This window comes from Dactylosporangium sp. CA-092794 (genome assembly GCF_050948465.1).
Taxonomy (GTDB): Bacteria; Actinomycetota; Actinomycetes; order Mycobacteriales; family Micromonosporaceae; genus Dactylosporangium.
On the sequence record NZ_CP192044.1, the window covers coordinates 9,091,847 to 9,117,452 of the forward strand.

Genomic DNA, 25,606 nt, shown 5'->3' on the forward strand with positions numbered 1-25,606 from the left:
ACCTGCGGCAATGCCGAATCGGCCGGGAATGATCGACAAAGTTGGCAAATGGGGAAAATCGGATCCCGAGAAAAGTGTCGTACCCGCCTGTTACACCAGAGTCATGGGATTGCGGACCGTACGCGGAGTGAGCGTCGAAGAGGCGCTCCGGATGGTTCTCACGCTGCCCGAGGTCGACCAGCGCCAGCACGGCAACCACATCGGCTTCCGGGTGTGGGACAAGGGGTTCGCCTACCTGTGCGCGGACGACTGGACGATGCTCGTCAAGGCGACCCGGGAGGAGCAGGCGGCGCTGGTGGAGGACGACCCGCGGGCCTACAAGAAGGCCCGCACGTCGGGCCGGATCGGCTGGCTGCAGGTGCGGCTGCGCAAGGCGCACGAGGACGAATTGTCGGACCTGATCACGGAGGCATGGCGGATGACGGCACCGAGATTGATCGTGGCGCGGGCCGACCTGCCACTCGGCTGACCCCAGTCCGACCCGATTGCATCATGCTTCCCGCGGGCGTGCTGCTTCAGGCGAGCTTCCCGCGGACGTGGTGGCTTCGTGCGGACCTGGTGGCTTCAGGCGAGCTTCGTGCGGAGGTGATGGCTTCGGGCAACGGAGACCTGGGCGGCTACGGCGGTGCGGATGAGGGCGCTGCGGTGGCGCACGTGACCGCCGGGGCCCTCGACCAGCAGGTGGGCGTGGACGAGCTGGTCGACGGCGGAGAGCACGTCGTCGATCTCCAGGCCGGCCGCGGCCGCCAGCTGTTCCACGCGCAGCGACCCGAGGGCGGCCGTTAGCCGGAGCACCTCCCAGGCGGCCGGCGGCATCCAGCGGGTGCGCTGGCGGGCCAGGTGCATGGCGACCTCGGTCGCCAGCTCCGGAGCCAGGCCGCGGTGGGCGGCGACGAGGGCCGGGATGCCGCCGCTGGCCTCGAGCTCGCCCGGGTCGAGGTCGGCGCCGGTGAGCGGGCCGAGGCGGAGGACGAGGTCGGCGTCGAGCGCGGCGAGGGGCCGTTCGGCGACGGCGGACGGGTAACGATAGGAGACCACCACGCGCAGGCCACGTTCGTGCAGCCAGCGCAGCTCGGCAACCGAGTAGGCGTCCAGGTGCTCGGCGTCGTCGATCGCGACGACCGCCCGGTCCCCGCCGCGCCGCCGGACCGCCCCGGCGATCGCGTCCAACTCGGCCGGCCGCAGGTGGCGCCGCTCGGCCATGGCAGCATCGAGCGTGCCATCGGCCGGCGCGCGCAACTGCTGCAAAACGCCCCGCAGCCACCCGAGCCGCAGCGCACCACCCGGACCGGGCCCGCGCCCCACGCCCACGCGGTCCGGGTTGAGCTCGCGCAGGCGGTTCAGCAGCGCGGACTTGCCCGCGCCCGCGGGCCCGACCACGTGGATCACGTCCGGCCCGCCGGACAGCGCCGCCAGCTCGCCGACCCGCCCCGCGAACGCCGCCCGCTCCGGCGCCGCCAACCCGCCACCCAGCCCACCACTCGACCCGCCCGCCGCGGGCAAGACGCTCAACCCACCACCCAGCCCACCACTCGACCCGCCCGCCGCGGGCAAGACGCTCAACCCACCACCCAGCCCACCACTCGACCCGCCCGCCGCGGGCAAGACGCTCAACCCACCACCCAGCCCACCACTCGACCCGCCCGCCGCGGGCAAGACGCTCAACCCACCGCTCGGCTCACCGTCTGACTCGCCCGCCGCGGGCAAGACGCTCCAACTGCCGCTCGGCTGACCCGCGGCAGGTGTTTCGCCCGCCGGGACGCCGGCCAAGCCGCCCGGCCCGGCCGGCGCCGAGACTCCGCCCGGCGGGATTCCCGCCACCGGCGTGACGCCCGGCCCACCTCCCGGCGGCGCAACATCCGCCCCACGGCCCGGCGGGACGACGGCCGGCTCGTCGCCCGGCCGGGCGAGGCCGAGCGCCCCAGCCGGGGGCGGCGGGGTCTTCACCACGGCGAGGTGGGAGCGGCGGTCGGCGCGGCGGCGATCGACGGTGGGCCGCGCGGACTCCGCCGTGGCGAGCAGCGCGTCGCGCAGGGCGGCCGTATCCGGGGACGGGGCGATGCCGAGGTCGTCGGCGAGGGCGCGGCGGCACTGGTCGTACCAGCGGAGGACCTCGTCGGTGCGGCCGGTCGCGGCGGCGGCGCGCATGGCCAGGCGGTAGCCGCGCTCGGCGTACGGTTCCAGGGACAGCGCCTCGCGGGCGTGGCGCTGGGCGCGGGGCGGGTCGGTGGGCAGGGCGTGCTCGGCCAGGTCGAGCCGGGCGGCGACCAGCACCGCCTTGACCTCGGCGCGGGCCGGTGCGGCCCAGTCGGCATACTCGTCCTCGGCGAACGGCAGGTCGCGGGCCAGCTCGACGATATACTCCCGCACGTCGATACGCCGCGGGTCGGCCTCGGCCTCGCGGGCGGCGGCGCGCAGGTCGGCCAGGTCGAGCCGGGCGCGGTCGGTGGCGAAGACATAGCCCCCGGCGCGGGTGACGATGAACGAGCCGGCGGTGGGCACCCCGGGCTCCAGCGTACGGCGCAGCACCGACACGTAGTGCTCAAGCGCCGCGGCGTGATTGCCCGGCAGGTCCTCGCCCCAGACCGCGTCGGCCAGGGCATCCTTGGACTGGACCCGATCGTGGCGGGCGGCGAGCACGCCGAGCACCTGGCGAGCCCGGCGCGGCAGGTCATCGCCGGTCACCCGGCGCCCGGCCGCCTCCCGACGATCAGCCACCTCCCGGCGCGCGACCAACTCCCCGCCGCCAGCCGACTCCCGCCGAGTCACCGACTCCCCACCGTCAGCCGACTCCCGCGGAGCGACCGACTCCCCACCGTCAGCCGACTCCCGGCGGGCGGCCGGGCCACGGTCCGCGGCCGTGGCGGTGGGGTCGATGATCTCGATCCGGCCGAGCACCCGAACGTCCACGACCGCCGCGATCGGCACCACCGTGGCGTTTCTGAGGCATGGTCCCGGTGCACTTCAGGTAGACCACAGCCGGACATCAGGGGCGGCTGCTTGGCTGCGCGGATGAAGACCCATGTCACGCCCGTGGTCCGGTTTACCTGGCGCATCCTGCTGGCCGCGGCGCTCGTGACCGCCATCGGCGCCGGGCTGGTCGCCACCATCCTGTCCGCGTTCCACTGACGCCGGCCCACTGACGCCGGCCACCGCAGCCGGCCACCGCTCCGCGGACAGATCACCACGGGCAGCCCACACGCGGCGGACTCCACCACCCCGGGCAGCCGAGCATTCCGCGGACACGGCAACCGCGGTCGAGCAACCGGCAAATACGAAATATCCGATATGTCGGGCGCGCCAGCGCCCGACATATCGGATCACGCCCCGCTGTAACTCAGCGCACACCGGCGGGAGCTGACAGGAAAACGACGTTGCGCGATGCGTGCGGTCGGGCTTATGTTCTTCTCAGTCAGAGAAATACTCGAACCGAGAAAAACTCTTTCTGAGAAGGACTCCGGCCGTGACCAATGAGGACGCCGACTTCCTCGCCAGCTACGACCCGCGGGCATATCCGCCGGTCGCCGTCACCGTCGACGTCGTCGCGTTCACCATCCGCGACGGTGTGCTGCACGTGCTGCTCGTGCGGCGGGCCTGTCCGCCCATGAAGGACATGTGGGCGCTGCCCGGCGGGTTCGTCGGCGAGTGGGAGGACCTGCCGACGGCGGCCGCGCGGGAGCTGGCCGAGGAGACCGGGGTGGCCACCGCGAACCGGCGCCTGCACCTGGAGCAGCTCGGGACCTACGGCGCGCCGGAGCGGGACCCGCGCATGCGGGTGTTCTCCGTGGCGTATCTCGCCTTCGCCCCGCACCTGCCCGACCCCGTGTCGGGCACGGACGCGCGGGAGGCGGCCTGGCTGCCGATGGACGACGTGCCGAAGGCGCTCGCCTTCGACCACGCCACCGTCCTCGCCGACGGGCTGGAGCGGGCCCGGTCCAAGCTGGAGTACTCCCCGCTCGCCACGAAGTTCGTCGGCGAGGAGTTCACGATCGCCGAGCTGCGCGCCGTCTACGAGACGGTCTGGGGCGAGCCGCTGCACGCCGGCAACTTCCACCGCAAGGTGCTGTCGGTGCCGGGGTTCGTGGAGAGCACCGGCGCCACGACCGAGCGCGGCGGGGCGCGGGGCGGCCCGCGGGCCAAGCTCTACCGCGCCGGCGACGCGCAGCTGCTCCACCCGGCCCTGCTCATGCCGAGCCGTGAGGAGACCGTGCGATGAACACGGGCACGGCCGGCCGCGCGGAGGCGGTCGCGGCGACCGTGTCACGCCGGGTCGGGCCGCGGCGGGTCGGGCCGCGGCGGAGCGAGGAACTCGCGCGCGCCGAGCCGCGCGGGGACCGTGCGGCGAGACGCGCTCCCGCCCGGCGGAGAGGGGGAGGCCGGGCGGTGAGCGTGCTGATGCGGAGCCGAGAGGAGGCGGCGCGGTGAACACCGACGAGGCGATCGCGCTGGTGCACAGTGCCACGGCCGAAGAGTTGTTCGGTGGCGGCGACGCGCACCGGCAGTACCGAATCCTCGCCAAACTGGTGCACCCGGACGCGGCGGGGCCCCGGGGCACGAAGGCGTTCGCGCGGCTGTCGGAGCTCTGGCGGCAGCACGGCACGATTCGCACGCCCCGGAGTGTGTACTCCACGGCCACCCTCGACCATCGCGGCGACCTCGCCAACCTCTACCGGGTGCCGGAGGGCCACCTCAAGCTCGTGCGCGACCCGGCGTGCAACGACCTCATGGCGCGGGAGGCCGCCGCGCTGCACCGCCTGGCGGAGCACGGCGACCCGCGCTACCTGCCCTACGTGCCCCGGCTCGTGGAGACGTTCCGCCACAAGTCCGGGGCATCGGGGAAGGCGCGGCGCGGCAACGTCGTCGCGACCTCGGCGAGCAACCTGCACAGCCTCGCCGAGGTCATGCAGCGCCGCGAGGGCGGCCTCGACCCGCGGGACGCGGCGTGGATGTGGCGCCGGCTGCTGGTCGCGCTGGGCCTGGCGCACCGGGCGGGCGTGATCCACGGCGCGGTCCTGCCCGATCACGTGCTCATCGAGCCCGACGAGCACGGCGTGGTGCTCGTCGACTGGTGCTACAGCGCGTCGGCGCCGGGCGAGCGCATCCCCGCGATCGTGCCCCGCTACCGCGACCACTACCCCGCCGAGGTCCTCGACCGCGGCACCCCCGGCCCGTACACCGACCTGGCCATGGCGGCCGGCCTCATGACCGACCTGATGGGCGAGCACGCACCGAAGGCGCTGCGTCGCTTCGCCGACGGATGCCGGCTCGCCTCGCCCCGGCAGCGCCCCGACGACGCCTGGCGTCTGCTCGAGGAGCTCGACGAGCTGCTGCACCGGCTGTACGGCCCCCGCAAGTTCCGTCCCTTCACGCTCTAGAGAGGAAGTTCCGAGATGGGCAGTGGATCCTGGTCCACCGACGTCTACGACGCCGCCGACCGTTACCGGCGCGCCACCGGCACCAGCGCCTTCGCCTACAGCGACTCGGGCGCCCGCACGGTGCACACGGCGCTCGACCCGAAGGGCATCACGGCCCGCGAGAGCCGCGACTCCGACGAGCACCCGGAGTCGGTGGCGATCGCCGTGCTCTTCGACGTGACGGGCTCGATGGGCTCCGTGCCGCGCGTGCTGCAGCAGAAGCTGCCGCAGTTGCTCGGCCTGTTGTTGCGCAAGGGGTACGTCACGGACCCGCAGATCCTCTTCGGCGCCATCGGCGACGCCACGTGCGACCGCGCGCCGCTGCAGATCGGCCAGTTCGAGTCCGACAACCGGCTCGACGAGGACCTCAGCCGCTTCGTGCTCGAGGGCGGCGGTGGCGGCCAGATGACCGAGTCCTACGAGCTGGCGATGTACTTCATGGCCCGCCACACCAGCATCGACTGCTTCGAGAAGCGGGGCCGGCGCGGCTACCTGTTCATCATCGGCGACGAGCAGGCCTACCAGCGGGTGAAGCCGCGCGAGGTGCAGGCGGTCATCGGCGACCGGCTCGGCGAGCCGATCGCGCTGCGCGCCATCGTCGACGAGGTGCGCCGAGCCTGGGACACCTACTACATCCTGCCGGCCGGCAGCTCCTACGCCGGCAACGCCGAGATCCTCGACTTCTGGCGCGACCTGCTCGGGCAGAATGTCATCGCGCTGGACGACCTCGACGCCGTGTGCGAGACCATCGCGCTCACCGTCGGCCTCGGCGAGGACAGCATCGACCTCGACGAGGGCCTCGCCGACCTGGACGACGTAGGCTCCGGCGCCGCCGGCACGGTGGGCAAGGCGCTGGCCCGCATCGGCGGCGGCCGCGCCCCGCTGGCCTCCGGCGCCACCCCGGCCGACCTGGCCGGCCCGGTCGACGTCGACCGGCTCTAGGCGCGGCGAACCGGCATGCACATCATCGTCGTCGACCTCGGGTTCGGCGACTGCGGTAAGGGCACCGTGGTCGACCACCTGTGCGCGACCCGTGAGGTACACACCGTCGTGCGGTTCAACGGCGGCGCCCAGGCGGCGCACACCGTCGTGCTCGCCGACGGGCGCAAGCACACGTTCGCCCAGTTCGGCGCCGGCACGCTGCGGCCGGGTGTGCGCACTCACCTGTCGCGGTTCATGGTGGTCGACCCGCTGGCCCTGGTGGCCGAGGCCGACCACCTGGCCGCCCTCGGCGTGACCGACGCCTGGCGGCGGCTCAGCGTCGACCGCGCCGCGCTCATCTCCACCCCCTACCACCGCGCCGCGAACCGGGCGAAGGAGCTCGCCCGGGGCGCGGACCGGCACGGCTCGTGCGGGATGGGCGTCGGCGAGACGATGGCCTACGCGCTGGCCCACCCGGCCGACGCCCCGCGGGCCGGCGACTGCGAACACCCGGCGGTCCTGCGCCGCAAGCTCGCCCTGCTGCGCGACCGGCTCGGCGTCGACGGCCCGCCGGTCGAGGCCTGCCTGCCCGCCTACGAGGGCTTCGCGGCCACGGCCCCGCTGGTCGACGGCTTCCGGGCCGACCAGGGTCCGTGCGTCTTCGAGGGTGCCCAGGGGGTACTCCTGGACGAGTGGCACGGCTTCCACCCGTACACCACCTGGAGCACGACCACGTTCGCCAACGCCGAGGCGCTGCTGGGCGGCGCACCGGCCTTCCGGCTCGGGGTGCTGCGCACCGTGACCACCCGCCACGGCGCCGGCCCCCTGCCGACCGAGGACCCGGCGCTCGGCATCACCGACCCCAACAACCCCGCCAACCCCTGGCAGGGCGCCTTCCGCGTCGGCCACTTCGACGCGGCCCTGCACCGCTACGCCTTGGCGGTCTGCGGCGGCGTCGACGGCCTGGCCCTGACCCACCTCGACCTGCCCGTCGACCGGATCAGCCGCGACTACCGGCACAACCCGCTGCGCGCGGGCGAGCCGGGCGACCTGGCCCGCCAGGCGGCGATGACCCGCGCGCTGGCCACGGCCGAGCCGGTCTACGCCCGGGTCACCGACTGGGTGCGCACCGTGGAGGACGAACTCGGCACCGAGGTGGTACTGGAAAGCCGGGGCCCGACATCGGAGGACAAGCACTCGGCCGGGCTCCTGAAATCCGACGTCAGCGGTACCACACCGCAACCACAGCCCGCCGTGTGAGGCTGTCGGTAGCAGCACCGGCCGACGGCGAAGGGAGCCGACGATGGGACAGCTGGCCCGCGACGCGCTCCGCGCCGTCACCCTCGCCGCGGCGGCCGGCCTCACCGCCGGCGCCGCCCTGGGCATCCTCGCCCCGTCGTTCGCCGAGGCCGGCCCGGCCACGACCGCCGCCCCCGCGCGGCCGGTGATCGTCACGAGCCTGGACCTCCTGGCGGGCGACCGCCTCGAGGTCACCCTGCGCTTCACCAACACGAGCCGGTCCGCCGAGCACGTCGACCCGGCCGGCATCGGCGTCGTCGCCGACGGCGCGGCGCTGGCCCACCGCCCGGACACCCGCGCGGCCACGATCGACCTGCGCCCAGGCTCGAGCGCCATGGAGACCGTCGCCTTCACCGCCCCCACCCCCACCGCGACCCTGACCCTCACCCTGCCCGGCGGCGACACCCTCCCCCTGGGCTAACCCCCAACCCGGCCACGCCGCCAACCCGCCGAGTCACGTCCGCCGGCGAGGTGTATAGATCGTGGCGATTGATGTCGGGCGACCGCGCGCGGTGGTTGATGTCAGGCGACCGGCGCGGGCTGGGCGTCGACAGCCGCCCGCGGGGCACGACCGGCCATCGGCGCCGACTCTGGGCGGCGCGGCGAGGCGGACGTTGCGGATGTCACACCCGCAGGGCGCATCACCCGATCGACGCGGCCCAGGGCGGACGAATCTCTCCGTGATCATGATGCACGCGGCGGCCGCACACCGGGTTTGCCATGATCCCGGAGACTTCAGGTACACGGGTGTACATCACCTCTCCGTGATCATGAAAAACCGTTGGTGTCAGTGCCAGTTGCGCATGATCACGGAGACTTCCAGTCGCTGCGACGTGCCGCGCGGCGCGCGGCGCGCGGCGTGCGGCGTGCGGCGTGCGGCGTGCGGCGTGCGGCGTGCGGCGTGCGGCGTGCGGCGTGCGGCGTGCGGCGTGCGGCGCGCGACGGCGGGACGCGATGCCAGCCCAGCGCGCTGAGACGCGCGGCCGGTCATCAGGGCCACCGGCGACCCCCGCCCGGCGCCGGCAGAGCGGAGCCGGGCGGCGGGTCCGAGCGGCCGCACGGTCCCGGTGGGCGGAGGCGGAGGCGGAGGCGGAGGCGGAGGCGGAGGCGGAGGCGGATCTAAGGACTGGGCGGGCGGCGCTGTGGTCAGGGATGGAGGGCCGATCGGACGGATTCCAGGTCTGGCATGCGCATCGGGGGCTGGCCGCGGCCGAAGCCGTGCCACAGCTCGGCCGGGGCGGTGGCGCGCAGCACGGCCTGCAGGTCGGTGTGCTGGGCGAACTTGGCGCGCATGGCGTCGCGCATGACGGTGTGCTTGGTCTCGTCCCAGCGGCGCAGGCGGGGCTCGTCGAGCAGGGCGATCTTGCGGTGTTTGCGGGCCGCGGCGCCGTCGCCCTGGGCCAGGTCGGCGCCGCTCTCCAGAGCGAAGCGCTCGGCGAGTGCCGGGTCGACGAGGGCGATCTTGGCGGCCTGGAAGGCGTGCTCCACGGTGCGGTAGGTGCGGTCGCCCAGGCGGAAGTCGGCCGGCCAGAAGTTGGACAGCATGCGCCGCCAGTGCCGGACGGCGGCCAGCGCGGCATAGGCACCGGGGTCGGCGACGTGCTCGTGGACGCCCTGGCCCGGCGGGGCGTCGGCGGAGCCGGAGTAGAAATACAGCCGGTCGTCGGTCATGCCCGGGAGGTTAGCGGTGGGGTACGACAGTTTTAGGCCGGCCGGGGGCGCTCCCGGCGCACGATCGGGCGGCGGCCCTTCAGGGTGGTGTGGCGCAGGGTGTCGATGACCTCGTCGACGGCGCTGTCGGGGACCTCGACCAGGGAGAAGCGGTCGGTGATCTCGATGGCGCCGATGTCGCGGCCGGTCAGGCTCGACTCCCCGGTGATGGCGCCGACCAGGTCCTGCGGGCGGATGCCGGCCGCCCGGCCCGCCCCGACGAACAGGCGGGTCATGCCGCCCGTCGCGGGCCGGCGGCCGCCGGCCTCGCGGCCGCGGCGCGGGACGTGGCCGTCAGTGTCGCGGACGCTGACCCGCCGGCCGGGGCGCTCGTCGTGGTCGCGCGGCTGGCGCAGGGTCACGTCGGGGATCTCCTCCTGGTCGCCCTCCCCCACGCCGGTCGCCTCGTGGGCCAGCTTGACCGCGGCCAGCGCGATCTCCATGATCTCGAACTCGTCGGCGAGCGACTCCACGACCACCCGGAAGCGCTCCAGGTCGATGTCGGCGATGAGGCTCTCCTGCAGCGAGGCCCGGGTCAGCTCCAGGCGGCGGGCCCGCAGGTCGGCCACCGAGGGGACCTTCTCCACGGCGATGCGCTGCTTGGTGACGCGCTCGATGGTCTTGAGCATGCGGTGCTCGCGCGGCTCGGCGAGCGTGATCGCGACGCCCTCGCGGCCGGCGCGGCCGACCCGGCCGATGCGGTGGACGTAGGACTCCGGGGCCGACGGCACGTCGTAGTTGACGACGTGGGTGAGGTGCTCGACGTCCAGGCCGCGGGCGGCGACGTCGGTGGCCACGAGCAGGTCGGCGGTGCCGTTGCGCAGGCGTGCCATCACCCGGTCGCGCTGCTCCTGGCCCATGCCGCCGTGGAGGGCCTCCGCGCGGTACCCCCGGCCGTTGAGCGTCTCGGTGAGCTGGTCGACCTCGTCGCGGGTGCGGCAGAACACGATCGCGGCGCCCGGCGCCTCGACGTCGAGGACGCGGCCCAGGGCGGCCGGCTTGTGGGCGCGGGGCACCACGTAGGCGACCTGGCGGACCAGCGGGGCCTCGCCGGCCGGGGTCGGCTCGCGGCCGATCTGGATGCGGACCGGGTCGTTGAGGTGGCTGCGGGCCAGGCCGTCGATGCGCGGCGGCATCGTGGCGGAGAAGAGCACCGTCTGACGATCTTCGGGGGTCTCGGCCAGGATCGCCTCGATGTCCTCGGCGAAGCCCATGTCGAGCATCTCGTCGGCCTCGTCGAGCACGACGACGTGCAGGTCGTGCAGGCGCAGCGTGCCGCGGCCGAGGTGGTCCAGGGCCCGGCCGGGGGTGGCGACCACCACGTCGACGCCGAGCTCGAGGGAGCGCAGCTGGCGGCCGATGGGCTGGCCGCCGTAGATGGGCAGGACGCGGACGCCCAGATCCCGGCCGTACCGATGGATGGCCTCGGAAACCTGCACCGCGAGCTCCCGCGTCGGCACCAGGACCAGCGCCGACGGGTTGTCGCCGCCGGGCGCGGGCATCCGCTGCAGCAGCGGCAGCGCGAAGGCGGCGGTCTTGCCGGTGCCGGTCGCCGCCTGGCCGAGCAGGTCGCGGCCGGCCAGCATCGGCGGGATGGCCTCGCGCTGGATCGGGGTCGGTTCCTCGTAACCGAGGCCGGTCAGTGCCTTGAGCAGCTCGTCGCGCAGCCCCAGGTCGGCGAAGCCGATAATGTCATCCTCTTCGATGCTCGCGGTCACTGGGAGCTCCTCACTTGCGCGTTTCTGGCCCCTCTAGCATCCCAAACCCGCGGTGGTGGCCTGTGACGGGTAGGGTTCGGCGATGGCGGAGGACTGGCAAACTCAGCGTGCGCGAATGGTCGCGCATCACGGCGCGGAGCTGGAGCGGCGCCGGGAGGCCGAGGCCGCGCAAGCAGCGGAGCTGATCGCCCGGTTTGTCGCCGCCGCCCGCGAGTCCGGACCGGCACCGGTGCCGTTGCGGGCCCGCTCCTACACCGGGCACACCTATCGTACGTCGCTTCGGGGGTGGTACCTCGACCCGGCCCGCACGCTCGCCGTCTCCGAGGCCGGGCAGTACTACTCGCTGCTCGTCCCCGCGTCGGCCCGGGCCTGGCTGACCGGCGCGGACCCGGTGCCGGCGCCGGCCCGGCTGATCATCGGCGAGGGCGCCCGCGACGGCGAGTCGATCCCGCTCGCGACCGTGCTGGAGCGGCTGCTCACGCGGTCCGGATGAACTCGGGCGGCACGGCATCGGTGAGCCATACCCCGTTGTCCGACCGGTAGAACGCGTGCCCGGCCCGGCCCATCTCCCCGGCGAGCACGGTGAGGATCACGATGGCGCCGCCCCGGCGGGCCCCGACCCGCCGCGCGGTGTCGGTGTCCGGCGACAGGTGCACGTGGTGGCGGCCACCCTTGTTGATCCCGGTGGCCTGGATCGAGGCGAGCACGGCCCGGCTCGTCCCGTGAAAGAGCAGCTCCGGCGGCTCCGCCTCGGCCAGGCCCAGCTCCACCGGCACCGAGTGGCCCTGATTGGCGCGGATCCGCTCCACCCCGTCGTCGCCGACGGCCACGGCGAACCGCTGCTTGTCGCTGCCGGCCACGACCGCGTCGAGGGTCTCGCGGCTCAGGCCCATCGCGGCGAGGAACTCCGGCACCGGCACCCAGCCGGCGCGGTCGAGGGTGAGCCCGACGCGCTCGGGGTCGTGGCGGAGCACCTTGGACATCCGCTTACTGATCTTGACTAACTGACTGTGTTCCATAGCGGCCTCGATTGTGCGCCCCGGAGGCCACCTGGCTCACCGCATTTTCCCGGGCCGTCCAGGAAGCAGCCCGTCCAGGATGACGCCGATCACCGTGGCGCGGGTCTCGTCCGAGGCCCACAGCGCCGCGTGCGAGGCGCCGACGAGCACCCCGAACACCTCGGCCGCGCCCACGTCGGCCCGCACCGCCCCCGCCGCCCGCGCCCGCAGCACCAGGGCGTCGACCGCCTCGTACAGCTCGTCGCGCACCTCGCCGACCGCGCCGGCCACGTCGATGCCGGCCCCGGCCAGGGCGTCGGCGAACGCGTTCTTGGCCGCGCTCTGCGCCACGACGTGCTCCAGGAACCCGAACAGGGCCCGGCCCGCGTCCTCGTCCCGCGCGGCGACGCGGGCGTGCCCGGCGAGGGCGCGCAGCCGCTCGACCAGCACCGCCTGCAGCAGTGCCTCCTTCGTCGGGAAGTGCCGGAACACGGTGCCGATGCCGACCCCGGCGCGCTTGGCGACCGCCTCGGTGGACGCGCCGACCCCCTCGGCGGCGAACACCGCCTCGGCGGCCTCCAGCACCCGGGCCCGGTTGCGCCGGGCGTCGGCGCGCAGCGGCTTGTTGACATCCGGAGTAAGCACTCCGCATGGTTCAATCGGAGTCACGAATCCGATTGTACGCATCGGAGGGATCATGTTGCTCACCGTCCTCCTCGCCTTCGTCGCCGGGTTCTTCGCCGGCAACGGGCTGCCCTACTCGGCCTGATGCAGGCCCGGACCTGGCGCGACCCGGACCCATGGCGCAAGCGCTCGCGAGCCGCTCAGGAGCGCCGCGCCTGATGCACCACGCGGTCCGGGCGCAGCACCACCGCCCGGCCGCGCAGCCAGCGGCGCAGCGCGCCGGTCGGGTCGAGCGCGGGCGTCACCCGGATCAGGCGGTGACCGCCGTCGCTCCACCGGGGCGGCGGCCCCGGGTGCAGCACCGCCCAGCCGTCGCCGAGCGCCTCGTCGAGCCGGGCCGGCCGCCCCTCCCAGACGATCGGGGGCTGGGGCGCCAGCGTGCCGGCCCGGCGGCCGCGGCCGACGCCGCGCAGCGGAGGGCTCGTCGAGCGCAGCGCCAGGCCCTTCAGCCCGGGCAGGCGCCAGATCGCGCCGAGGATCACCCGGCGCACCGCGGCCGCCCGGTCCTGCCCGCCGGTCATCGCCCAGCCCGCCACGATGGCGAGCCGGATCTGGGCGCGCACGTGCGGGGCGCGCTCGCGCTCGTAGGAGTCGAGGAGGTCGTCGGCACCGTCGGCGAGCTTCCAGGCCAGGTTGTAGGCGTCGCGCAGGCCGGCGCCGAGGCCCTGGCCGATGAAGGGCGGGGTCTGGTGCGCGGCGTCGCCCAGCAGGAAGACCCGGCCGGAGCGCCAGCGGTCGGCGATGTTCGCCCGGAAGGTGTACTCCGCCCGGCGCACGATCCGCACCCCGGTCCCCCGCAGCCACGGTGCGAGCAGCACGTCCAGGTCGGGATCGGGCTCGCCGTCGAAGAGGCGGAATTCCCAGCGGTACCGCCGCGGGCCCAGCTGCATGAAGGTCGCCGCGCGGCGCGGGTCGCACACCTGGTGCACGCCGCCCCAGGCGTCCAGGTCGGCGTCGCACACGCCGTCGACGACCAGCCAGCGCTCGGCGAAGCCCAGGTCCTCCAGGCGCGCGCCGATGAGCCCCCGCACGGTGCTGTTGGCCCCGTCGCAGCCGAGCACGGCCGAGGCCGGCACGGCGTGTTCGGTGCCGTTCTCCATCATGCGGTACCGGACGATGGACGACGAAACCGCGAAGACCTCGGCGCCGCCGACGAACTCGACCAGGGGGCCGAGCCGCGCCATCCGGGCCCGCAGCAGGCGCTCGAGGTCGGGCTGGTCGAACATGTTGGCCTGCGGGTAGCCGTGCGGCCCGGCCGCGGTGCCGCGGCGGAACTCGGCCATCACCCGGTGCCGGCCGTCGAGCAGCCGCAGGCCCAGCCCCGGCCGGCTCACCCGCAGGAACTCCTCGGCCACCCCGAGCTCCTGCAAGATGCGCACCGCCTCGTCGTCGAGGTGCACGGCCCGGGGCAACGGATACGGCTCGGCATACCGGTCGATCACCAGGCACGGCACGCCGCGCCGCGCGAGCAGGATCGCCGCGGCGACGCCGACCGGCCCGGCCCCGACCACCACGACGCGATCCACGGCCCCGAGGTTACGACAGATGACGAACCGGCCGCGCGAGACCTGCGACGCGGTGCCGGATGGTCCGCCGCCGCCCGGATGACACCCTGAGCCTCGTGGGAGATCCGGCAGCATGAAGGACGATCGCCTGCGTGCCGCGCGACGGTACGAGCACCGTGCACCGGCGACGCGGGCCGTGCACGCCGGGCAGTACCCCTCGGAACACAACGGCGCCCTGGTGGTGCCGATCTATCAGGCCGCCACGTTCGAGCGGCAGGTCGTGCTGGGCGACGGCTACGACTACTCCCGCATCGCCAATCCCACCCGGACCGCGCTCGAGGAGTGCGTCGCGGCGCTGGAGGGCGGGACGGCCGGGTTCGCGTTCGCCTCCGGGATGGCCGCGACGACCACGGCCGTGCTGGCGCTGTGCGCGACCGGCGGCCACGCGATCATCCCGGACAACGTCTACGGCGGCACGTGGGACCTGTTCAGCCGGATCACCGCCCGGTGGGGCCTGGACTACAGCGTCGTGGACATGACCGACCTCGACGCGGTCGCCGCGGCCCTGCGCCCGCAGACCGCGCTCGTGTGGGTGGAGACGCCGTCGAACCCCAGCCTGCGGGTCACCGACATCGCCGGGGTCGCCGCGCTCGCCCGCGCCAACGGCAGCCGGCTCGTGGTGGACAACACCTTCGCCTCCCCGGTGCTGCAGCAGCCGCTGGCGTTCGGGGCCGACGCCGTCATGCACTCCACGACGAAGTACCTGTCCGGGCACTCCGACGTGACCGGCGGCGTGCTGGTGACCGCGGACGCCGATGTCGCGGAGACGATCGGGTTCCACAGCGGCGCGCTGGGCACGATGGGGCAGCCGTTCGACAGCTGGCTGGTGCTGCGCGGGATCAAGACGCTGCCGATGCGGATGGCGCAGGTGTGCGGCTCGGCCCAGCGCATCGCCGAGTACCTGGCGGGACATTCCCGGGTGCGGCGGGTGCACTACCCCGGCCTGCCCGGCCATCCCGGGCACGACGTGGCGAAGACCCAGATGAGCGGCTTCGGCGGGGTGGTCTCCTTCGAGCTGGACGGCACGGCCGAGGAGGCCGCCGCGCTGTGCGCCCGGACCCGGCTGTTCACGCTGGCGGTGTCGCTCGGCAGCGTCGAGTCGCTGATCCAGAACCCGGCGAGGATGACGCACTGCACCACGGGCGGGACGCCGGTGGTCGTCCCCGACTCCCTCATCCGGCTCTCCGTGGGCCTGGAAAGCGTCGATGACCTGCTGGACGATCTGGAGCAGGCGCTGCGCGCCGGTTGACGGGAGTTTTACTGGACCGTTACGCGGCCCGCATATCGTCGGCCAATGACGGTCGAGCAGGTGCAGGAGATCGTGGACGCGCTGGCCGGCTCGTTGCGGCGCGCCGTCGCTATCGATGATCACGGATTGCGGCTCATTGCCGTCAGCGAGGACTTCGGCGACGCCGATCCGCCGCGGGTCTGGTCGCTGCTGCATCGCCGGACCAGGCCCGAGGACGTGCACTTCGAGCGGATCGTGGCCGCCGACGGCCCGCTGCGGCTTCCGGCCAACCCGGCGCTGGAGCTGGCGCCCCGGCTGGTCGTTCCGCTGCGCCACCTGGGCATGCCGGTCGGGTTCATGTGGCTCATCGAGCGCGACGCCCGCATCGGCGAGGCGGAGCTGGACGCGTGCTGCCGGGCGGCCGCGCGCATCGCCGAGCTGCTGCATCAGCGGCTCGTCGTCGCCGACCGCAACCGGGAGCTGGTCGCCCGGCTCCTGGACGAGGTCACCGGTCCCGACGCCGCGCGCGCCGCCGGCGCCGCGGAGGATCTGCGCCGCCGGGGGCTCATCGCGGACGACTCGGACGTCGGGGTCCTGCTGGTGCGGCCGCGGGCCGGTGAGGCCGAGGCGTTGAGCGACTGCTGGGCGCAGCTGTACCGGTTCGCCGGGCTGTTCCCGCCGCGGACCACGCTCGTGGACTGCTCCCCGCACCGGGCGCTGGTGCTGGTCAGCCGTCCCACGCTCAGCGCCGGCGTCCTGGCCGGCATGGCCGTCCAGCTCGGGCAGAGCGTCGGGCCGCGGTTCGCGGTCGGGGCGAGCGGCGTCGTGACCGGGCTGCGCGCCGCGCCGACGGCCTGGCGGCAGGCCTCCGTCGCCGCCGACGCGGCCGCCGCCGTCCCGCACTTCGAGGGGGTGGCCTGCTGGGAGCGGCTCGGTCCGTATGCGCTGCTGGGCCAGCTGCCGCGCGACGTGCTGACGGCGGCGATGCTGCCGGCCGGCCTCACCGCGCTGCTCGACGCGGGCACCGCCGAGCACCTCCTGACCACCGTCGAGACGTTCCTGGACTGCGGCGGTGACAAGCAGCGCGCGGCGGGGCTGCTCCACGTGCACCGGGCCACCCTGTACTACCGCCTCGAGCGGGTGGAGGCGCTCACCGGCCTGTCGCTGTCCGACGGCGCCGACCGGCTGCTCGTGCACCTGGCGATCAAGCTGCGCCGGATGCAGGGCGGCGGGCACACCGGGACGGGGACGGCCGCGCCGCTCGCCGCCTGAGCCGAGACTTCGACACCTGTCAAAGGCGCGCCGCGCACGCCTCGACGCCGTGCTGAAGACGCGCGGCGGGCGCTGCGCCAGGGTAAGGGGCGACGCGGGATCGCCCCCGCTCCGGCGCAGGACAGGAGCCGCCATGGCAACGACCGCCCGCTTCCGGCACATCGTCCTCGGGTGCGGCGCCATCGGAGCGGCCACCGCGTTCTGGCTCGCCGAGCGCTCGGGCGGCGACGTGCTGGTCCTGGAGCAGTACCAGATCGGGCACGAGCTGGGCGCCTCCGAGGACCATTCGCGCATCATCCGGTACGCGTACCACAGCACCGACTACACCTCGCTCGGCCGGGCCAGCTACGCCGCGTGGCACGAGGTCGAGCGGCGCACCGGCCGGCGCCTGATCGTGCCGACCGGAGGCCTCGACCTCGGCATCGGCGCCGACGGCGAGCGGCAGGTGGCAAGCTACGCGGCGGCGCTCGCGGCGGTCGGCATCAGCTCGACGGCGCTGGACGCGGCCGGCATCCGCGCCCGCTGGCCGCAGTGGCACATCGACGACGACGTCGTCGCGCTGTACCAGGCCGACTCCGGCATTCTCGATATCCGGCGGGCGAACGCGGCGCACGTGGCGCTGGCCCGCCAGGCGGGCGTCACCTTCGCCGACCGCACGCCGGTGCGGCGCCTGGTGTCCTTGCCGGACCGGGTCGAGGCCCACACCGACGCGGGGACGTTCGCGGCGGACTCGCTCGTGCTGGCCGCCGGCTCGTGGACCGGGCCGCTGGCGGAGAGCCTCGGCGTGCGGCTGCCGATCACGCTCACGCAGGAGCAGGTCACCTACTACGCGACGGCGAACCTGGACGAGTTCGGCCCGGAACGGTTCGGCATCTGGATCTGGCACGGCCCGGACCGGACCTACTACGGCTTCCCGGTCTACGGCGAGGCCGCGGTCAAGGCCGGGCGGGACGTCAGCGGCACGATCGTCACGCAGGAGACCCGCAGTTGGGACCCGGACCCGGCGCAGCGCGACGAGCTGACCGCGTTCCTCGCCGCGCACCTGCCCGCGGCGCTCGGCCCGGAGCTGGTCACGAAGACCTGCGTGTACGACCTGACACCGGACCGCAACTTCATCCTCGACCTGCTGCCCGGGCACCCGCGGATCGCCGTGTTCGTCGGCGCCGGGCACGCGGCGAAGTTCGCCGGCCTGGCCGGTTCGATCCTGGCGGACCTGGCCCGCGACGGCGGTACCGACCACCCCATCGCCCCGTTCGCCGCGGACCGGCCGGCCCTGACCGACCCGGCCCATCCGACCGACTTCCTGTTCACCGGCGCGGCGGCCGGGCACTGAGCCATGACGTTCTGGGAGTACCTGTCCTACCGGCGCGAGTACCTGGTCTACGAGACCGGCCAGCACGCCCTGCTGGTCTTCGCGTCGGTGCTGATGGCGGCCGTGCTGGGCGTGCTGATCGGCGCCGTCGTCTGGCGCAGCCGGCGCGCCTCGGCGATCGCGGTCGCCGTGACCAGCGGCCTGTTCACGGTGCCGTCGCTGGCTCTCATGACGCTGTTGCTGCCGCTGCTCGGCCTCGGCTGGGCCACGTCGCTGACCGCCCTGGTCATCTACTCGCTGCTGCCCATCGTGCGCAACACCGTCGCCGGGCTGCGGGCCGTCGACCCGGCCCTGATCGAGGCGGCCCGGGGCATGGGGCTCGGCGGCGTGCGGACCATGCTGCGTGTCGAGCTGCCGCTGGCCTGGCCGGTGATCCTGGCCGGCATCCGGGTCGCCACCCAGCTGGCGATGGGCATCGCGGCGATCGCCGCCTACGTGGCCGGGCCGGGGCTGGGCAACCGGATCTTCACGGGGCTGCAGCGCCTCGGCTCGGTCAACGCGCTCAACGACGCACTCGCCGGCACGCTCGGCGTGGTACTGCTCGCGCTGCTGTTCGACGCGGGCTTCGTGGTGCTGCGCCGGCTGACCACATCGAGGGGGATCCGTGCCTGATGCAACAGCGCCCGCCGGTACCACGGCGGGGGTGGACATCGCGCTCGAGGCGGTGACCAAGCGTTACCCCGGCCAGCCGGCCGCCGCCGTCGAGGACGTGACGCTGCACATCCGGGCCGGTGAGACGGTCTGCTTCCTCGGCCCGTCGGGCTGCGGCAAGACGACCACGATGAAGATGATCAACCGGTTGATCGAGCCGACGTCCGGGCGCATCACCCTGGACGGCACCGACGTGACCGCCATGGACCCGGACACGCTGCGCCGCGGCATCGGCTACGTGATCCAGCAGATCGGGCTCTTCCCGCACATGACCATCGCCGACAACATCGCGCTGGTGCCCCGGCTGCTCGGCTGGTCGCGCGGCCGGGTCCGGGCCCGGGTCGAGGAACTGCTCGAGCTGGTCGACCTCGACCCCGGCGTCTTCGCCCGCCGGTATCCCCGGCAGCTGTCCGGCGGACAGCAACAGCGCGTCGGCGTTGCCCGGGCGCTGGGCGCCGACCCGCCCGTCATGCTCATGGACGAGCCGTTCGGCGCGACCGACCCGATCACCCGCGACCGGCTGCAGCGGCAGTTCCGCACGCTGCAGCAGAGCCTCGGCAAGACCGTCGTGTTCGTCACCCACGACTTCGCCGAGGCGGTCCGCCTGGGCGACCGGATCGTGGTGCTCGCCGAGCGGTCCCGGGTCGTGCAGTACGACACCCCGGAGCGGATCCTCGCCGCGCCCGCCGACGACTACGTCGCCGGCTTCCGCGGGTCCGACGCGGCGCTGCAGCGCCTCGGACTGTCCACGGTGGACGATGCCACGCTGGAGCCGGACGACGCGGCGGCGCCGGACGACGCGCCCGAGGTCACCCCGTCGACGTCGCTGAAGGAGGCCCTCGACCGGCTGGTCGGTTCGCCGCGGCCGCACCTGCTGGTGCGCGACGAAGGGGGCGCCGTGCGCGGGCGGCTGACGTTCGACGCGATCCGTGCGGTGCTCGGCGCCGGGAGGCCCGATGAACACTGAGCGCGTCTCGTCCGCCCTGGCCGACGAGGCCCTGGCCGATCCGCTCATGGCCGACCCGACGCTGGCCCCCGCCGCGGCGCGGCGGCCCTCGATGTTCACGTCGGCCGTCCCGGAGTACCTGCGGCTGGCCGTCACGCCGATCGGCCTGGCCGTGGTCCTGCTGCTGCTGTGGTGGTGGGTCGGCGGCAGCGACCTCGACTCGATCGAGCGGCGCACGTTGAACGCGAGCTACGTCAGGACCGCGGTCGGCCAGCACCTGCTGCTCACGTTCACCGCCGCGCTGCTGGTCGTGCTCATCGCGATGCCGCTCGGGGTCGCACTCACCCGGCCCCGGGCGCGCCGGTTCACCCCGCTGGTGCTGGGGCTGGCCAACGCGGGCCAGGCCGTGCCGGCGATCGGCCTGCTGGTGCTGCTGACCATCCGCTTCGGGGTCGGGTTCCGCATCGCCATCATCGGGCTCGTCGCGTCCAGCGTCCTGCCGGTGCTGCGCAACACCATCGCCGGCGTCCAGCAGGTCGACCCGGCCCTGGTGGAGGCCGCCCGCGGCATGGGGCTGCGCCCCATGCAGGTGCTGTGGCGCGTCGAACTGCCGCTCGCCATCCCGGTGATGCTGGCCGGCCTGCGCACCGCGCTGGTCCTGTGCGTCGGCGTCGCGACCCTGGCGACGTTCGTCAACGCCGGCGGCCTCGGCGACATGATCATCAACGGCCTGAAGCTGCAACGCACCACCGTGCAGGTCACGGGTGGCCTGCTCACCTGCGCCATCGCCTTTTTCGTCGACTGGCTCGGCAACGTCGCCGAGCGAATTCTGCGCCCTCGCGGCCTGTGATCGAAGGGGGAACCCATGCGTCGCACCCCAGCCTCCGTATTGGCCGGCGTCCTGATCCTTGCCGCCGGCGCGACCTCAGCCTGCAGTCCACCCACCGACGACGTCGAGACCTCCAGCCAGTCCAGCATCTTCGCCGGGGCGACCTTCGTCGTGGGCTCCAAGGACTTCACCGAGTCGATCCTGCTCGGCCAGATCACCATGCAGATGCTGAAGGCCAACGGCGCCACGGTCGTCGACAAGACCAACATCAAGGGATCGGTGACGACGAGGGAGGCGCTCACCTCGTCGCAGATCGACCTGTACTGGGAGTACACGGGGACCGGCTGGATCAGCTACCTGAAGAACACCAAGCCGATTCCGGATCCGCAGCAGCAGTTCGACGCGGTCGCCAAGGACGACCTGGCGAAGAACCAGGTGGTCTGGTCCGACCGCGCGCCGCTGAACAACACCTACGCCATGGCGATCAGGAAGGACAAGGCCGGCAGCCTCGGCGTCAAGAGCCTGTCCGACGTCGCCCGGATCGCGAAGGAGAAGCCGGCGGAGGCGACCTTCTGCATCGAGAGCGAGTTCTCCACCCGCGACGACGGGATGCCCGGCATGCTCGCCGCCTACGGCATCGACGTACCCAAGGACAACATCAAGATGCTGGAGACCGGCGTCATCTACACGGAGACGGCGAAGGGCTCCACCTGCAACTTCGGTGAGGTCTTCGCCACCGACGGGCGGATCAGCCCGCTCAATCTGGTGGTGCTCGCCGACGACAAGAACTTCTTCCCGGTGTACAACGCCGCGCTGACCATGCGGCAGGAGACCTCGACGAAGTATCCGAAGATCGCCGAACTGCTGGCGCCGGTCGCGCAGAAGCTCACCACGGAGACCATGCAGAAGCTCAACGCCGAGGTCGACAACAAGGGCCTGGAGCCGGCGGACGTCGTCAAGCAGTGGCTGACCGACGAGAAGTTCCTGCAATGACGGCCGGTGGGTCGCTGGCGCCGACGCTGCCCGGCCACGCCTACACCGACCCGGCGGTCTTCGCCGCGGAGCAGGAGCGGATCTTCGCCCGGGAGTGGATGTACGTGGTGCGCGCCGACGAGCTGACCGGCCCCGGCCGGGCGGTCCGCCGGCAGGTCGGCCCCGACAACGTGATCGTGCTGCGCGACCGGGCGGGCACGATCCGGGCGTTCCTCAACGTGTGCCGGCACCGGGGCGCCCGGCTCTGCCTCACCGACAGCGCCGAGTTCGGCAACGCGATCCGCTGCCCCTACCACGCGTGGACCTACACGCTGGACGGCCGGCTGCTCACCGCGCCCAACTGGAGCGCCATGGCAAACCTGGACCGGGACCGCTACGGCCTGGTGCCGGTCGCCGTCGCCGAGTGGGCCGGGCTGGTCTGGGTCAACCTGGCCGAGGACCCCGAGCCGCTGGCCGCGCAGCTGGAACCGCAGCTGGGCTACCGCTTCGGCGGGCAGCCCGAGCGGATCGAGCGCTGGCGCCTGGGTGAGCTCGTCGTCGGCGCCCGCAAGACCTATGACGTGGCGGCGAACTGGAAGATCATCCAGGAGAACTTCCAGGAGTGCTACCACTGCGGCACGATCCACCCGGAGCTCATCCGGGCGATCCCCACGTTCGCCTCGTTCGACCGGCTCGGCGACGGCGAGTACCACACCGACGGCTACGGCTTCGCCGACGGGCTCGACGCGTTCTCGATCACCGGCCAGGCGCGCTTCCCGCTGCTGCCGGGGCTGGCGGCCGAGGACGAGCGCAAGTACTTCGGCATGGTGCTGCGCCCGAACTGTTTCGTCTCGCTGCTGCCCGACCACGCCATCGTGCACCGGTTCGAGCCGGTCTCCCCCGAGCGCACCGTCGTGGTGTGCGACTGGCTCTTCGACCGCGAGGTCGCCCAGGCGCCCGGGTTCGACCCGAGCGACACGGTGGAGATCTTCCACCGGATCAACGAGCAGGACTTCGCGGCGTCGCAGTGGTGCCAGCCGAACATGACGTCGCGGGCCTACCGCGCCGGCGGGGTGCTGGTGCCGCTGGAGGCGCAGATCATCGGCGGCTGGTACTACGACTGGTACCGCTCCCGGATGGGAGCGCTCTGATGGCCCGGCACACCGTGTGCCCGCTGGCGAAGCTGCCGCCCGGGGAGGTGGCGGTGCTGGACGGGCCGCAGCGGGTCGCGGTGTTCAACGTGGACGGCGAGCTGTACGCGGTCGAGGACCGGTGCACGCACCAGGACGCATGGCTCTCCGACGGCTTCGTCGAGGGCGTCGCGGTCGAGTGCCCGCTGCACGCGTCGCTGTTCGACCTGCGCACCGGCGAGCCCAGCGGCCCGCCGGCGGTCCGGCCGGTCCGCACGTTCCCGGTGCGCGTCGAGGACGGTGACGTGGTCGTGGACACATGAGCCCCCGCTCCGTGGTCGTCGTCGGCGCGTCGCTGGCCGGGCTGTCCACCGCCCGCGCGCTGCGGCAGCAGGGGTTCGACGGTCCGGTCACCATCATCGGCGCCGAGCCGTGGCGCCCCTACGACCGGCCGCCGCTGTCGAAGGCGTACCTCGCCGGCGCGGTGGACCGCGCCAGCCTGGACCTGTCCCCGCCGGAGGAGGAGCTGGAGCTGCGCTGGCGGCTCGGCGTGCCCGCGGTGGCGCTGGACCCGCCGGCCGGCGCCGTGCGCCTGGCCGACGGCAGCAAGGTCCGCGGCGACGCCGTGGTGATCGCGACGGGCGCCGCCGCGCGGAAGCTGCCCGGTGCGGCGCGGCTGCGCGGGGTCCACACCCTGCGCACGGTCGACGACGCGGAGGCGGTGCGGGCGCGGTTGCTGCCGGGCGTGCGCCTGGTGGTGGTCGGCGCCGGCTTCATCGGGGCGGAGGTGGCCTCGACGGCGGCGGCGCTCGGCGCCGAGGTGACCGTCGTGGAGCTGCAGCCGGTGCCGCTCGGCGGCGTCCTCGGCGTGCCGCTGGGCCGGGAGCTGGCCCGGCTGTACGCCGCGCACGGGGTGGCGTTGCTCACGGGCGTGGGCGTGGCCGAGGTCCGGCAGCGGGCCGGCCGGGTGGACGCGGTGGTGCTCACCGACTCGCGGGTCCTGCCGGCCGAGGTGGTCGTGGTGGGGATCGGCGCCCGTCCGGCGGTCGACTGGCTCGCCGGTTCCGGCCTGCGGATCGACGACGGGGTGCGCTGCGACGCCGCGATGCGCACGGTGCTGCCGAACGTCTTCGCCGTCGGCGACTGCGCCCGGCCGGAGCACGGGTGGACCGGCGAACCGACCCGCCTGGAGCACTGGACCGCGGCGATCGAGCAGCCCGTCGTGGCGGTCTCCGCCCTGCTGCGCGGCGATGCGGCCGGCACGCCCGAGGACGGCTACCGGGCCGTGCCGTACTTCTGGTCCGACCAGTTCGGCGTGCGCCTGCAGTTCGCCGGCCACCTGCGCGGCGGCGAACACGTCCGCGCCGTCTCCGCCGAGCCGCTCGTCGCCGTCTACGAGCGCCTCGGCGAGCCGGTCGCGGTGCTCGCCATCGACCATCCGCGGCTGTTCGGCCGCTGGCGCCGCCTGCTCGTGCCCTAGCCCCCAGTGAAGCGGTTCAGCTGCCGGTCGGCGAACCACCCTCCAGGGCGGGGCGCCACCTGGGCCGGCGGCGTGAAAGTGACGGCCCGGCGGGTAGAGCGCGTCCGGCACCACCCATGGACCCCAACCCAGGCAGGAGAAGCAGATGGCAATCGACAACCCGGCCGACCTGTTCCTCTACGAGCTGTCGGGCATGTACGACGCCGAGCGCAAGAGCAACCAACTGGTCGGTGAGATCTTGGGACAGGCGGAGCAGAGTCCGCTGGCCCAGATCCTGCGCGCCCAGCAGCAGCAGGGCCAGCAGAAGATCCAGAACATCGAGACGTGTTTCGCGATGATGGAGATGGAGCCGGACGACGTGCCGTGTATGGCGCTCGACGGCATGCGGGCGGAGTTTCAGGCCTTCACCGAGCAGCGCCCGTCGATGGAGGCGATGGAGATCTACACCGTCGACGCGGAGACGAAGCTGGCCCACTTCGGCATGGCCGCCTACCAGAGCCTCATCGACAAGGCCCTGCTCATGGGCGAGATGCAGTGCGCGCAGGTGCTGCGCACCAACCTGGTGCAGAAGCAGGAGAACGCGGGCACCTTCGAGCGCATCAGCCACGAGCTCGGCCAGCGGGTGGTGATGAGCGTCTGACCGGTCGGCCGCCGCGGCTTCACCGGCCGCGGCGGCCCACGACGACGCTGGTCTCGGTGTCCTCGTCGGTCACCGTCGCCGGGCGCAGGCCGGCCGCGCGCAGCAGCGCGTGCGCGGCCGGCAGCTGGTCCGGGCCGGCCTCGGTGAGCAGCGCCCCGCCCGGGGCCAGCCACCGCGGCGCCACCGCGGCCACGCGGCGCAGCACGTCGAGGCCGTCCGGCCCGCCGTCGAGGGCGGTGCGGCGCTCGTACACGCGGAACTCCTCGGGCAGGTAGGCGATCTCCGCGGTCGGGACGTACGGCACGTTGGCCAGCAGCACGTCGACGTGCCCGCGCAGGCCGGCCGGGAGCGGGTCGAACAGGTCGCCCTCGAACACCTCCGCGGTCACGGCGGCCAGGTTGCGCCGGGCACAGGCGACGGCGGCCGGGTCGATGTCGGCGGCGACCAGGCGCACCCGCGCGAAGCCCCGCACCGCGACCAGCCCGAGCGCGCCGGTGCCGCAGCACAGGTCGAGCACGGTGGCGCCGTCGTGCAGCAGCGCCCGGGCGGTCGCGGTCAGCAGCTCGGTGCGGTGGCGGGGCACGAAGACCCCGTCGGCGACCGCAAGGCGTACCCCCGCGAAATCGGCATAACCGAGCACGTGCTCCAGCGGCACGCCCGCGGTGCGGCGCACCAGCATGGCCTCCAGCGCCTGCTCGTCGCGGGCGGCGCCGATCAGGCGGTCCGCCTCCTCCTCAGCGAAGACGCAGCCGGCGGCACGCAGTCGCGCCACGATCG

Annotated in this window: 26 protein-coding genes; 18 read left to right on the plus strand and 8 right to left on the minus strand. The window is 73.7% G+C overall.

Annotation, left to right across the window (positions count from 1 at the left end; translation table 11 throughout):
* Positions 1 to 127 precede the first annotated feature (127 nt).
* Positions 128 to 469 carry an MmcQ/YjbR family DNA-binding protein gene (locus tag ACQPXD_RS38920; protein WP_432827087.1) on the plus strand — a complete coding sequence of 114 codons (342 nt, stop codon included), beginning with the start codon at positions 128 to 130 and terminating at the stop codon, positions 467 to 469.
* A gap of 95 nt (positions 470 to 564) precedes the next feature.
* Here the strand turns inward: ACQPXD_RS38920 and ACQPXD_RS38925 are convergent, their stop codons facing one another.
* Positions 565 to 2,931: a BTAD domain-containing putative transcriptional regulator gene (locus ACQPXD_RS38925; RefSeq protein ID WP_432827089.1), complete on the minus strand. Its 2,367-nt coding sequence runs from the start codon at positions 2,929 to 2,931 to the stop codon at positions 565 to 567.
* Positions 2,932 to 3,463: 532 nt separating this feature from the next.
* Here ACQPXD_RS38925 and ACQPXD_RS38930 point away from each other — a divergent pair.
* The 5 genes from ACQPXD_RS38930 (at position 3,464) to ACQPXD_RS38950 (ending at position 8,055) form a co-directional block, all read left to right on the plus strand.
* Positions 3,464 to 4,216: an NUDIX hydrolase gene (locus tag ACQPXD_RS38930; RefSeq protein WP_432827091.1), complete on the plus strand. Its 753-nt coding sequence runs from the start codon at positions 3,464 to 3,466 to the stop codon at positions 4,214 to 4,216.
* Positions 4,217 to 4,421: 205 nt separating this feature from the next.
* Positions 4,422 to 5,375 carry a serine/threonine protein kinase gene (locus tag ACQPXD_RS38935; RefSeq protein ID WP_432827093.1) on the plus strand — a complete coding sequence of 318 codons (954 nt, stop codon included), beginning with the start codon at positions 4,422 to 4,424 and terminating at the stop codon, positions 5,373 to 5,375.
* 15 nt (positions 5,376 to 5,390) lie between these two features.
* The gene (locus ACQPXD_RS38940) at positions 5,391 to 6,356 is read left to right on the plus strand and encodes a hypothetical protein (RefSeq protein ID WP_432827095.1); all 966 of its coding nucleotides are present in this window, start codon (positions 5,391 to 5,393) and stop codon (positions 6,354 to 6,356) included.
* 15 nt (positions 6,357 to 6,371) lie between these two features.
* Complete coding sequence (locus ACQPXD_RS38945) at positions 6,372 to 7,595, plus strand: adenylosuccinate synthetase (RefSeq protein WP_432827097.1); 1,224 nt, start codon at positions 6,372 to 6,374, stop codon at positions 7,593 to 7,595.
* Positions 7,596 to 7,638: 43 nt separating this feature from the next.
* On the plus strand, positions 7,639 to 8,055 hold the full coding sequence (locus ACQPXD_RS38950; protein WP_432827099.1) for a hypothetical protein: 417 nt from the start codon (positions 7,639 to 7,641) through the stop codon (positions 8,053 to 8,055).
* Between the two features lie 366 nt (positions 8,056 to 8,421).
* Here the strand turns inward: ACQPXD_RS38950 and ACQPXD_RS38955 are convergent, their stop codons facing one another.
* The 3 genes from ACQPXD_RS38955 to ACQPXD_RS38965 all read right to left on the minus strand — a co-directional run bounded on the left by ACQPXD_RS38955 (position 8,422) and on the right by ACQPXD_RS38965 (position 11,062).
* A complete protein-coding gene (locus ACQPXD_RS38955; RefSeq protein ID WP_432827101.1) occupies positions 8,422 to 8,625 on the minus strand; it encodes a hypothetical protein in 204 nt (67 codons plus the stop codon).
* A 155-nt stretch (positions 8,626 to 8,780) separates the two neighbouring features.
* Positions 8,781 to 9,305: an NADAR family protein gene (locus tag ACQPXD_RS38960; protein ID WP_432827103.1), complete on the minus strand. Its 525-nt coding sequence runs from the start codon at positions 9,303 to 9,305 to the stop codon at positions 8,781 to 8,783.
* Between the two features lie 32 nt (positions 9,306 to 9,337).
* Complete coding sequence (locus ACQPXD_RS38965) at positions 9,338 to 11,062, minus strand: DEAD/DEAH box helicase (protein ID WP_432827105.1); 1,725 nt, start codon at positions 11,060 to 11,062, stop codon at positions 9,338 to 9,340.
* A gap of 115 nt (positions 11,063 to 11,177) precedes the next feature.
* On the opposite strand from ACQPXD_RS38965, the gene ACQPXD_RS38970 reads away from it, so the two are divergent.
* Entirely contained in the window at positions 11,178 to 11,555 is a 378-nt protein-coding gene (locus tag ACQPXD_RS38970; RefSeq protein WP_432827107.1) for a hypothetical protein, read from the plus strand.
* Here ACQPXD_RS38970 and ACQPXD_RS38975 read toward each other — a convergent pair.
* The 3 genes from ACQPXD_RS38975 to ACQPXD_RS38985 all read right to left on the minus strand — a co-directional run bounded on the left by ACQPXD_RS38975 (position 11,539) and on the right by ACQPXD_RS38985 (position 14,270).
* Complete coding sequence (locus tag ACQPXD_RS38975) at positions 11,539 to 12,045, minus strand: RNA 2'-phosphotransferase (protein ID WP_432827109.1); 507 nt, start codon at positions 12,043 to 12,045, stop codon at positions 11,539 to 11,541. The genes ACQPXD_RS38970 and ACQPXD_RS38975 overlap by 17 nt on opposite strands.
* Before the next feature lie 72 nt (positions 12,046 to 12,117).
* Complete coding sequence (locus tag ACQPXD_RS38980) at positions 12,118 to 12,729, minus strand: TetR/AcrR family transcriptional regulator (protein ID WP_432827111.1); 612 nt, start codon at positions 12,727 to 12,729, stop codon at positions 12,118 to 12,120.
* A gap of 155 nt (positions 12,730 to 12,884) precedes the next feature.
* Complete coding sequence (locus tag ACQPXD_RS38985; RefSeq protein ID WP_432827113.1) at positions 12,885 to 14,270, minus strand: bifunctional 3-(3-hydroxy-phenyl)propionate/3-hydroxycinnamic acid hydroxylase; 1,386 nt, start codon at positions 14,268 to 14,270, stop codon at positions 12,885 to 12,887.
* Positions 14,271 to 14,382: 112 nt separating this feature from the next.
* Between ACQPXD_RS38985 and ACQPXD_RS38990 the strand changes: the two genes are divergently transcribed.
* The 11 genes from ACQPXD_RS38990 to ACQPXD_RS39040 all read left to right on the plus strand — a co-directional run bounded on the left by ACQPXD_RS38990 (position 14,383) and on the right by ACQPXD_RS39040 (position 24,829).
* Positions 14,383 to 15,558 carry a cystathionine gamma-synthase gene (locus tag ACQPXD_RS38990; protein WP_432827115.1) on the plus strand — a complete coding sequence of 392 codons (1,176 nt, stop codon included), beginning with the start codon at positions 14,383 to 14,385 and terminating at the stop codon, positions 15,556 to 15,558.
* A 45-nt stretch (positions 15,559 to 15,603) separates the two neighbouring features.
* Positions 15,604 to 16,809 (plus strand): PucR family transcriptional regulator, encoded by a 1,206-nt coding sequence (locus ACQPXD_RS38995; protein WP_432827117.1) that lies wholly within the window; start codon positions 15,604 to 15,606, stop codon positions 16,807 to 16,809.
* A gap of 133 nt (positions 16,810 to 16,942) precedes the next feature.
* On the plus strand, positions 16,943 to 18,142 hold the full coding sequence (gene solA, locus ACQPXD_RS39000) for an N-methyl-L-tryptophan oxidase (protein ID WP_432827119.1): 1,200 nt from the start codon (positions 16,943 to 16,945) through the stop codon (positions 18,140 to 18,142).
* A gap of 3 nt (positions 18,143 to 18,145) precedes the next feature.
* A complete protein-coding gene (locus tag ACQPXD_RS39005; protein WP_432827121.1) occupies positions 18,146 to 18,793 on the plus strand; it encodes an ABC transporter permease in 648 nt (215 codons plus the stop codon).
* Between the two features lie 31 nt (positions 18,794 to 18,824).
* Positions 18,825 to 19,799, plus strand: a complete 975-nt coding sequence (locus ACQPXD_RS39010; RefSeq protein WP_432844120.1) for an ABC transporter ATP-binding protein — start codon at positions 18,825 to 18,827, stop codon at positions 19,797 to 19,799.
* Positions 19,789 to 20,628, plus strand: a complete 840-nt coding sequence (locus ACQPXD_RS39015) for an ABC transporter permease (RefSeq protein ID WP_432827124.1) — start codon at positions 19,789 to 19,791, stop codon at positions 20,626 to 20,628. The genes ACQPXD_RS39010 and ACQPXD_RS39015 overlap by 11 nt, the downstream gene beginning before the upstream one ends.
* A 15-nt stretch (positions 20,629 to 20,643) precedes the next feature.
* Entirely contained in the window at positions 20,644 to 21,600 is a 957-nt protein-coding gene (locus ACQPXD_RS39020) for a glycine betaine ABC transporter substrate-binding protein (protein WP_432827126.1), read from the plus strand.
* Positions 21,597 to 22,730, plus strand: a complete 1,134-nt coding sequence (locus tag ACQPXD_RS39025; protein ID WP_432827128.1) for an aromatic ring-hydroxylating oxygenase subunit alpha — start codon at positions 21,597 to 21,599, stop codon at positions 22,728 to 22,730. The genes ACQPXD_RS39020 and ACQPXD_RS39025 overlap by 4 nt, the downstream gene beginning before the upstream one ends.
* Entirely contained in the window at positions 22,730 to 23,032 is a 303-nt protein-coding gene (locus ACQPXD_RS39030) for a bifunctional 3-phenylpropionate/cinnamic acid dioxygenase ferredoxin subunit (protein ID WP_432827130.1), read from the plus strand. The genes ACQPXD_RS39025 and ACQPXD_RS39030 overlap by 1 nt, the downstream gene beginning before the upstream one ends.
* Positions 23,029 to 24,189, plus strand: a complete 1,161-nt coding sequence (locus ACQPXD_RS39035; RefSeq protein ID WP_432827132.1) for an NAD(P)/FAD-dependent oxidoreductase — start codon at positions 23,029 to 23,031, stop codon at positions 24,187 to 24,189. The genes ACQPXD_RS39030 and ACQPXD_RS39035 overlap by 4 nt, the downstream gene beginning before the upstream one ends.
* Before the next feature lie 145 nt (positions 24,190 to 24,334).
* Entirely contained in the window at positions 24,335 to 24,829 is a 495-nt protein-coding gene (locus ACQPXD_RS39040; RefSeq protein WP_432827134.1) for a ferritin-like domain-containing protein, read from the plus strand.
* 19 nt (positions 24,830 to 24,848) lie between these two features.
* Here the strand turns inward: ACQPXD_RS39040 and ACQPXD_RS39045 are convergent, their stop codons facing one another.
* Positions 24,849 to 25,601, minus strand: coding sequence for a putative protein N(5)-glutamine methyltransferase (locus ACQPXD_RS39045; RefSeq protein WP_432827136.1), 753 nt, complete (start codon positions 25,599 to 25,601; stop codon positions 24,849 to 24,851).
* Positions 25,602 to 25,606 lie beyond the last annotated feature (5 nt).

What these genes read in the sequence shown, in the direction of transcription:
- ACQPXD_RS39005 (WP_432827121.1), top strand. Translation starts at nt 18,146, where the DNA reads ATGACGTTCTGGGAGTACCTGTCCTACCGGCGCGAGTACCTGGTCTAC.
- ACQPXD_RS38955 (WP_432827101.1), bottom strand. Translation starts at nt 8,625, where the DNA reads ATGACCGGCCGCGCGTCTCAGCGCGCTGGGCTGGCATCGCGTCCCGCC.
- ACQPXD_RS39025 (WP_432827128.1), top strand. Translation starts at nt 21,597, where the DNA reads ATGACGGCCGGTGGGTCGCTGGCGCCGACGCTGCCCGGCCACGCCTAC.
- ACQPXD_RS39015 (WP_432827124.1), top strand. Translation starts at nt 19,789, where the DNA reads ATGAACACTGAGCGCGTCTCGTCCGCCCTGGCCGACGAGGCCCTGGCC.
- ACQPXD_RS38950 (WP_432827099.1), top strand. Translation starts at nt 7,639, where the DNA reads ATGGGACAGCTGGCCCGCGACGCGCTCCGCGCCGTCACCCTCGCCGCG.
- ACQPXD_RS39035 (WP_432827132.1), top strand. Translation starts at nt 23,029, where the DNA reads ATGAGCCCCCGCTCCGTGGTCGTCGTCGGCGCGTCGCTGGCCGGGCTG.
- solA (WP_432827119.1), top strand. Translation starts at nt 16,943, where the DNA reads ATGGCAACGACCGCCCGCTTCCGGCACATCGTCCTCGGGTGCGGCGCC.
- ACQPXD_RS38960 (WP_432827103.1), bottom strand. Translation starts at nt 9,305, where the DNA reads ATGACCGACGACCGGCTGTATTTCTACTCCGGCTCCGCCGACGCCCCG.
- ACQPXD_RS38975 (WP_432827109.1), bottom strand. Translation starts at nt 12,045, where the DNA reads ATGTCCAAGGTGCTCCGCCACGACCCCGAGCGCGTCGGGCTCACCCTC.
- ACQPXD_RS38990 (WP_432827115.1), top strand. Translation starts at nt 14,383, where the DNA reads ATGAAGGACGATCGCCTGCGTGCCGCGCGACGGTACGAGCACCGTGCA.
- ACQPXD_RS39030 (WP_432827130.1), top strand. Translation starts at nt 22,730, where the DNA reads ATGGCCCGGCACACCGTGTGCCCGCTGGCGAAGCTGCCGCCCGGGGAG.
- ACQPXD_RS38945 (WP_432827097.1), top strand. Translation starts at nt 6,372, where the DNA reads ATGCACATCATCGTCGTCGACCTCGGGTTCGGCGACTGCGGTAAGGGC.
- ACQPXD_RS38940 (WP_432827095.1), top strand. Translation starts at nt 5,391, where the DNA reads ATGGGCAGTGGATCCTGGTCCACCGACGTCTACGACGCCGCCGACCGT.
- ACQPXD_RS39040 (WP_432827134.1), top strand. Translation starts at nt 24,335, where the DNA reads ATGGCAATCGACAACCCGGCCGACCTGTTCCTCTACGAGCTGTCGGGC.
- ACQPXD_RS39020 (WP_432827126.1), top strand. Translation starts at nt 20,644, where the DNA reads ATGCGTCGCACCCCAGCCTCCGTATTGGCCGGCGTCCTGATCCTTGCC.
- ACQPXD_RS38995 (WP_432827117.1), top strand. Translation starts at nt 15,604, where the DNA reads ATGACGGTCGAGCAGGTGCAGGAGATCGTGGACGCGCTGGCCGGCTCG.
- ACQPXD_RS38970 (WP_432827107.1), top strand. Translation starts at nt 11,178, where the DNA reads ATGGTCGCGCATCACGGCGCGGAGCTGGAGCGGCGCCGGGAGGCCGAG.